Source organism: Actinomycetospora sp. (assembly GCF_055612215.1).
In genome coordinates this window covers 1-6,726 of the sequence record NZ_JBVPVA010000867.1, presented here as the reverse complement: position 1 = coordinate 6,726, position 6,726 = coordinate 1, and the positions used below count along the sequence as shown (strand labels likewise).

General features: G+C 73.4%; 5 protein-coding genes. 2 read left to right on the top strand and 3 right to left on the bottom strand.

What is annotated here, in order from left to right:
• A partial coding sequence (locus tag AC0CYZ_RS23550; protein ID WP_472219838.1) for an ArnT family glycosyltransferase occupies nt 1–879 on the bottom strand: 879 nt, incomplete at its 3' end.
• A 256-nt stretch (nt 880–1,135) separates the two neighbouring features.
• Here AC0CYZ_RS23550 and AC0CYZ_RS23545 point away from each other — a divergent pair.
• Entirely contained in the window at nt 1,136–1,990 is an 855-nt protein-coding gene (locus tag AC0CYZ_RS23545; RefSeq protein WP_472219837.1) for a hypothetical protein, read from the top strand.
• 1 nt (nt 1,991) lies between these two features.
• Here the strand turns inward: AC0CYZ_RS23545 and AC0CYZ_RS23540 are convergent, their stop codons facing one another.
• Nucleotides 1,992–3,704 (bottom strand): L-lactate permease, encoded by a 1,713-nt coding sequence (locus AC0CYZ_RS23540; RefSeq protein ID WP_472219835.1) that lies wholly within the window; start codon nt 3,702–3,704, stop codon nt 1,992–1,994.
• A 207-nt stretch (nt 3,705–3,911) separates the two neighbouring features.
• On the opposite strand from AC0CYZ_RS23540, the gene AC0CYZ_RS23535 reads away from it, so the two are divergent.
• Nucleotides 3,912–5,444 carry a peptide MFS transporter gene (locus AC0CYZ_RS23535; RefSeq protein ID WP_472219834.1) on the top strand — a complete coding sequence of 511 codons (1,533 nt, stop codon included), beginning with the start codon at nt 3,912–3,914 and terminating at the stop codon, nt 5,442–5,444.
• Nucleotides 5,445–5,457: 13 nt separating this feature from the next.
• Here AC0CYZ_RS23535 and ypfJ read toward each other — a convergent pair whose 3' ends face one another.
• A complete protein-coding gene (gene ypfJ / locus AC0CYZ_RS23530) occupies nt 5,458–6,465 on the bottom strand; it encodes a KPN_02809 family neutral zinc metallopeptidase (protein WP_472219832.1) in 1,008 nt (335 codons plus the stop codon).
• Between the last annotated feature and the right edge of the window lie 261 nt (nt 6,466–6,726).

The following is a 6,726-nucleotide window of genomic DNA, read 5'->3' as shown; positions in this document are numbered from 1 at the left end:
GCCCCCTCCTCCGGGCCCGCCGCCCGAGCGGCCGACGAGGCGCGAGAGCCCGTTGTAGCCGACGGCGAGCTGCAGCAGCGAGTTGTCGGTCGAGCCCCCGATCCAGGGCCGCGACGACGCCGGCCACACGGCGACGAGCGCGAGGAACCACCCCGCGCCCACGACGATCCCGCCCAGGCCGGCGACCAGTTGGCCGATCCGGCGCCGCCACGGCACCGCCGAGGCCACCAGGTACACGAGCGCGAACGCGGGGACCACGAGCAGCGCCACGCCCATCTTCGCGAGGAACCCGAGCCCGATCAGCAGCCCGCACGCGACGAGCCACCCCGTTCCGGCCCGGAGCGCGGCCGCGTCGACCGCCCGCACGAGCGCGTAGGCCGCCGCCACCAGCAGGAACGTCAGCATCGGGTCGGGGTCGTCGAACCGGAACATGATCACGGCGACCGGGGTGAGCGCCAGGACCACGCCCGCGACGAGGGCCGCGCCCGGCCCCGACCAGCGGCGGACGGTGAGCACCAGCAGCGCCACGGTGGCGACGCCGAGCACCGCCTGCGGGACGAGCATGGACCAGGGCGAGAACCCGAACAGGTTGGCCCACAGCCCCATCCACCAGTTGTCGGCCGGGGGCTTGTCGACGGTGATGAAGCCGGGCGCGTCGACGGCGGCGAAGAGCCAGGCCACGGGGTTGCGCGTGGAGGCCTGGACCGCGGCCGCGTAGAAGGCGTTCGCGTTCCCGTTCGCGCCGACATCCCAGAGGTCGACGAGGGCGGCGAGCGCGAGGACCCCGGCGAGGCCCGGGCGGAACCAGCGGGCGCTCGCGCGGGATTCCGGCGCGGACTCCGGGCCGGCGGGCGGCGCCGTGATGACGGAGGTGGTCACCGGGTCGACGATCAGCCGGGTTCCTCACCGCGCGCTGGGCGTTCCCTGTGCCGCGGCTGTGCGGACGCCGAGCGGTGTGGGGGTCGGGTGTGCGGTCCGCGCCGAGCGGTCCGCGATCAGCCGAACGCGGCGGCGAGCGGTGCCGGGGCGCGGCGCAGCCGCAGCACCACCGCGGCAACGACGAGCACGGACCGGGCGAAACCGGCGCGGGTGGGACACTGGACCCGGTGAGGGCCAGGACGACCCGGGGGCGTTCGTGACGGGACTGCTGCGGCCGGGTGGGCGGTTCGCCGGTCGTCGGTGGCTGCTCCCCGTCGCCCTCGCCGTCGTGGTGGTGCTGGTGCTCGTCGGGATCGTGGTCGCGATCGTGAACGGGGTGTCCGCGGTGACCTCGAGCGCGCAGTGCACGGTGACCGCGCCCCCGGGCTCCCCCGGCCTGCGCCCGACGTGGAGCGGGTCCCCCGAGCAGATGGACAACGCGGCGACGATCGCCGGGGTCGGGCGCCGGCTCGGCGCGCCGGACCGCGCGGTGACGATCGCGCTGGCCACGGCGATCCAGGAGTCCGGGTTGGCGAACCTCTCGGGCGGGGACCGCGACTCGGTCGGGCTGTTCCAGCAACGTCCCAGCCAGGGGTGGGGCACCGACGCGGAGCTGACCGACACCGTCACCTCGACGACGAAGTTCTACGACGCGCTGCTCGCGACGCCGGGCTGGGCGTCGATGGACGTCACCGAGGCCGCCCAGCGGGTGCAGCGCAGCGGTTACCCCGAGGCCTACGCCGACCACGAGCCCGAGGCGCGGACCCTCGCGCTGGCCTTCCTCGGGCAGGCGCCGGGCGGGCTGACCTGCACCGACCTCGACGTCTCGGCGCCGCCGCGGGAGACCGTGGTGCGCCTCGCGACCGCCGAGCTCGGCACCGCGCGCCTCTCCGGGCGCCAGTCCCCCGAGGCCGGCTGGGCCATCGCCTCGTGGCTCGTCGGCCACGCCACCCGCCTCGCTCTGGACCGGGTGACCTACGACGGGCGCACCTGGACGGCGCCGTCGGGCACCTGGACGCAGACCGGGCCGGCCGACGCGACGCTCGCGCTGCACCGCGTCGGGACCCCCTGACTCAGGGCAGCATCCACCCCAGCACCGGGGTGGACTGCAGGTAGACCAGCACGCACATGCCGGCGAGGAAGATCAGGCTCCAGAGGAGCACGCGACGGAAGATCTCCCCCTCGCGCCCGGCCATCCCGACCGCCGCCGCGGCGATCGCGAGGTTCTGCGGCGAGATCATCTTCCCGAGGACGCCGCCCGAGGAGTTCGCGGAGGCGAGCAGGACCGGGTCCAGGCCGGACTTCTGGGCCGCCGCGACCTGCAGGGCGCCGAACAGCGAGTTCGACGACGTGTCCGATCCGGTGACGGCGGTCCCCAGCCAGCCCAGCACCGGGGAGAGGACGGCGAAGAACCCGCCCGTCGCGGCGAGCCACTGGCCGATGGTGATGGTCTGGCCCGAGAGGTTCATGACGTAGGCCAGCGCCAGGACGATCATCACGGTGGCGATGGCGGAACGCAGTTCGCTGAGGGTCTCGCCGTAGGCCCGCAGCGCGTCCCCGGGACGGACCGCCAGCACCAGGGCCGTCAGGATCCCCGCGATGAGCAGGATCGTCCCCGCCGCGGCGAGCCAGTTGAAGGTGAACGTCGTCGACGAGGCCTGCGCGCCCGACGGTGTGCGCACGTCGAGCCCCGGCCAGCGGAACTTCGCGGTGACCGAGTTCAGGGCCTTGGTGATCGGCGGGATCTGCTGCACGGAGAACAGGACGATGATGATCACGTACGGCATGTAGGCGAGCACGACGTCGCGGCGGGAGTCGTGGGCGTGGTCCCCCGGCGCGATGTCGGGGTGCCCCCCGGGTCCGTCGCGGTCGTCGGGGCCGTCGCCGCCCGTCGTCGTGCCCGTACCCGGCGTCGCGTCCCCGCCCCCGCCGGCGGGCACGGCGACCGGGGTCGCGCTCGTGGTGCCGGTCCGGGCGCGGACCAGCAGCACCACCGCCCCGGCGGAGACGAGGGCCGCGATGATGTCGGTCAGCGGCACGGAGAGGTAGTTGGACACCGCGAACTGCGCCAGCCCGAAGGTGAGGCCGGCGGTCAGCGCCACGGGCCAGGTGTCCCGGAGTCCCCGTGCCCCGTCGACGAGCGCCACCAGCACGAACGGCACGAACACCGCGAGGATCGGCGTCTGGCGGCCGACCACCGCCCCCAGGGCGTCCTCGGGCAGGTTGGTGACCTGGGCCAGCGTCGTGATCGGGACGGCGATCGCGCCGAAGGCCACCGGGGCGGTGTTCGCCACCAGCGCGACGACCGCGGCCTTGATCGGCTTGAAGCCCAGCCCGATGAGCATGATGGTGCAGATCGCCACCGGGGCGCCGAAGCCGGCGAGGGCCTCGAGCAGCGCGCCGAAGGAGAAGGCGATGATCACCGCTTGGACCCGCTGGTCCGACGACACCGAGCCGAAGGAGCGCCGGAGCACGTCGAAGTGCCCGCTGCGCACCGTCATGCGGTAGATCCACAGGGCGTTGATGACGATCCAGAGGATCGGGAAGAACCCGAAGGCCGCGCCCTCGGTCCCGGCGAGGGCGGCCTGACCGACCGGCATCCCGTAGACGAGGACCGCGACGCCGAGTGCCACCACGAGGGCGATCAGCGAGGCGAGCCAGGCGCGCACGCGCAGGCCCCCGAGCAGGACGAAGAGCACGAGCAGCGGCAGCGCGGCCACCAGCGAGCTCCAGGCCAGGGACCCGAGCACCGGGGCGTACTGCTGGACGTATCCCGCCTGATCCATCGGGACCTCCGTGTGTCCTCGTGTGTGCGTCGGGTGAGGGCCTGTGACTCGCGCCGCATCCTGACGGACCTCCGTCGTCACGTCGAGCGGAGGTTCGACTGGGCGGAATACGCCCCCGTGGGTGATGCGTCGGTCCGGGCGACACGCAGTGTCGTTTCGGTGACGACCACTGGTGCGGACCTCTGCGGTGGGCCATCCTGTCCGGCCGTGACCACCACCCCCGGTTCCCCGGACGACCCCGCGGCGGCGGACCCCGCCGACGGTTCCCTCGTCACCGCCCCCGACCCCGGCGAGGACTCCTCCACCGACCGCCGCTTCTTCGGCCATCCCCTGGCGCTCGCCAACCTGTTCTCGGTCGAGCTGTGGGAGCGCTTCAGCTTCTACGGCATGCAGGCCGTGATGACGCTGTACCTCTACTACGCCGTCACCGAGGGCGGCCTGGGCCTGGACAAGGGCGAGGCCACCAGCATCATCGGCGCGTACGGCGGGACGGTGTACCTCGCGTGCGTCGCGGGCGCCTGGGTCTGCGACCGGGTCCTGGGGCCCGAGCGGACGCTGTTCGGCGCCGCCTGCGTCGTGATGCTCGGCCACATCGCGCTCGCGCTGCTGCCCGGCCTCGGCGGCGTGGCCGTCGGCCTCGTCCTCGTCGCGCTCGGCTCGGGCGGGGTGAAGACCTCGGCCACCTCCGTCGTCGGCTCCCTCTACCGCCGCGACGACCCGCGCGCCGACGCCGGGTTCTCGATCTTCTACATGGGCGTGAACATCGGCGCCCTGGTCGGCCCGCTGCTCACCGGCCTGCTGCGGAGCGAGAGCGGCTCGTTCCACCTCGCCTTCGGCCTCGCCGCGGTCGGCATGGCGCTCGGCCTCGGGATCTACGTGACCGGGCGCAAGAACCTCCCGGCCTCCGCGTCCGTCGTGCCCAACCCGCTCACCCCGGGCGCGTGGATCCGGCCAGCCGTCGGCGTCGTGGTCGCGGCCGTCGTCATCGTGCTGCTGTTCGCGGTCGGCGTGCTCACAGCGGACAACCTCTCCACGGCTGTGGCGATCGTGGTCGCCGTCATCGCGATCGGGATCTTCGCGATCCTGCTGACGAGCGGGCGCGTGACCGCCGAGGAGCGCAGCCGGGTGCGGTCGTTCATCCCGCTGTGGCTGGCGAGCGTGGTGTTCTGGTCGCTCTTCCAGCAGCAGTTCTCGGTGGTGGAGATCTACGCAGACGAGCGGCTGAACCGGGTGCTCGGGGGCTGGGAGATGCCGACCGAGTGGGTCAACTCGCTCGAGCCGTTCTTCGTCATCGTCCTCGCGCCGCTCTTCGCGCTCATGTGGACCAAGCTCGGCGACCGCGCGCCCTCGACCCCGGTGAAGTTCGCGCTCGGCGCCGGCGGGATGGGCGTCGCCTTCCTGCTGTTCCTGCCCTGGGCGGGCGGAACCGGGGCGACGACGCCGGTGCTCGCGATCGTCCTGATCCTGCTGGTATTCGCGCTCGCCGAGCTCAACCTGTCGCCGGTCGGGCTCTCGCTGTCGACGCGGATCGGGCCGGCGGTCTTCCGATCGCAGACGGTCGCGCTGTTCTACCTGTCGATCTCGCTCGGCTCGGCGCTGGCCGGGACCCTGGCGAAGTACTACGACCCGTCGACCGAGGCCGCCTACTTCGCCACGCTCGGCATCGTCGCGCTCGTCCTCGGCGGCGTCCTGCTCCTGCTCGCGCCGTGGGTGCGCCGGGCGATGCGCGGGGTGCGCTGAGGGTCGCCCAGGGTCAGAGGGTCTGCGCCGAGAACGTGTCGCAGCGGGTGGCGTCGCCGGTGGTGAAGCCGGTCGTCAGCCAGCGCTTGCGCTGGTCGGAGGACCCGTGCGTGAACGAGTCGGGGTTCACCGTGCCGCCACCGAGCTTCCCCTGGATGTAGTCGTCGCCGATGCGCTGGGCGGCGTCCACGGCGCTCGCGAGGTCGGCCTGGGTGACGTCGGTGATGAGCGCCGGCTTCCCGCCCGCGGGCTGCGACGCGTGGTTCATCCAGACCCCGGCGTAGCAGTCGGCCTGCAGCTCGAGGCGGACCGAGTCCGAGGACGCCCCCTGCCGCGAGCGGACCTTCGCCTCGGTGCCGAGCAGGTCCTGCACGTGGTGGCCGTACTCGTGGGCGAGCACGTAGGCGTTGACCAGCGGGCCGCCCTCGGCGCCGAACTGGCTCTTGAGCTGGTCGTAGAAGCTCAGGTCGATGTACACGAGCTTGTCGCCCGGGCAGTAGAACGGGCCGGCGCTCGAGTCGGCGCTCCCGCAGCGGGTGTTCACCGAGCCGGTGAAGAAGACGGTGTCGACGTTCTGGTAGCGCGGGGCCGCGCCCCGGACGGTCCTCGCGACCTGCTGGTATCCCCCGCCCGCCCAGTACGCCTGGACCGAGTTGATGTCGGCGACGATCGCGCAGTCGAGCTTGGCGTTGGCGTCCGCGCCGGTGCGGCACTCGCTCGCGAGGTCGGAGGTCCCGGCGCGTCCCGGCCCACCCGGGTCGCCGAACCCACCGGCGACCGAGGAGGTCCGGCTCCCCCCGCCACCCAGGTACTGGACCGCGACGAACCCGACGATGGCCACGACGATGACGACCCAGCTCGCTCGGCCGCTGCGTCCCCGGAACAGGAAGCCGATGAGCAGCGGCAGCAGCCCACCGCCGAGTCCGCCACCACCGCCGCCGAAGCCCGCCGAGCCGCCACCCTCACCGCGGTCGTCGGTGACCTCGGAGGTGTCGAGCTGGGCGTCGTCGTCGTAGCGCATCGGCTGCCCCTTCGGGTCCCGGGGACGGATCGCGGACGATCCTGGCACGCGAGGTGCGACGGGTGCTCGGGCTGCCCCGAGCATGATCACGACCTCGGCGGCGCGTCGTGGCGGCCGGCGGGCGTGTCGCCGCTGAGGTCGTGATCATGGTCGCGGGGTGGGTCTGCCGGGCGGCGCGGCCGTCGTCGTCGTGGTCGTGGCCGGCTGCGCGGCGGGGGTGACCGCCGACGCCGGTGCGGCCGCGGTCGGGATCGTCGAGGG

Coding starts and splice junctions, on each gene's coding strand:
- AC0CYZ_RS23540 (WP_472219835.1), bottom strand. CDS start 3,704: ATGGATCAGGCGGGATACGTCCAGCAGTACGCCCCGGTGCTCGGGTCC.
- ypfJ (WP_472219832.1), bottom strand. CDS start 6,465: ATGCGCTACGACGACGACGCCCAGCTCGACACCTCCGAGGTCACCGAC.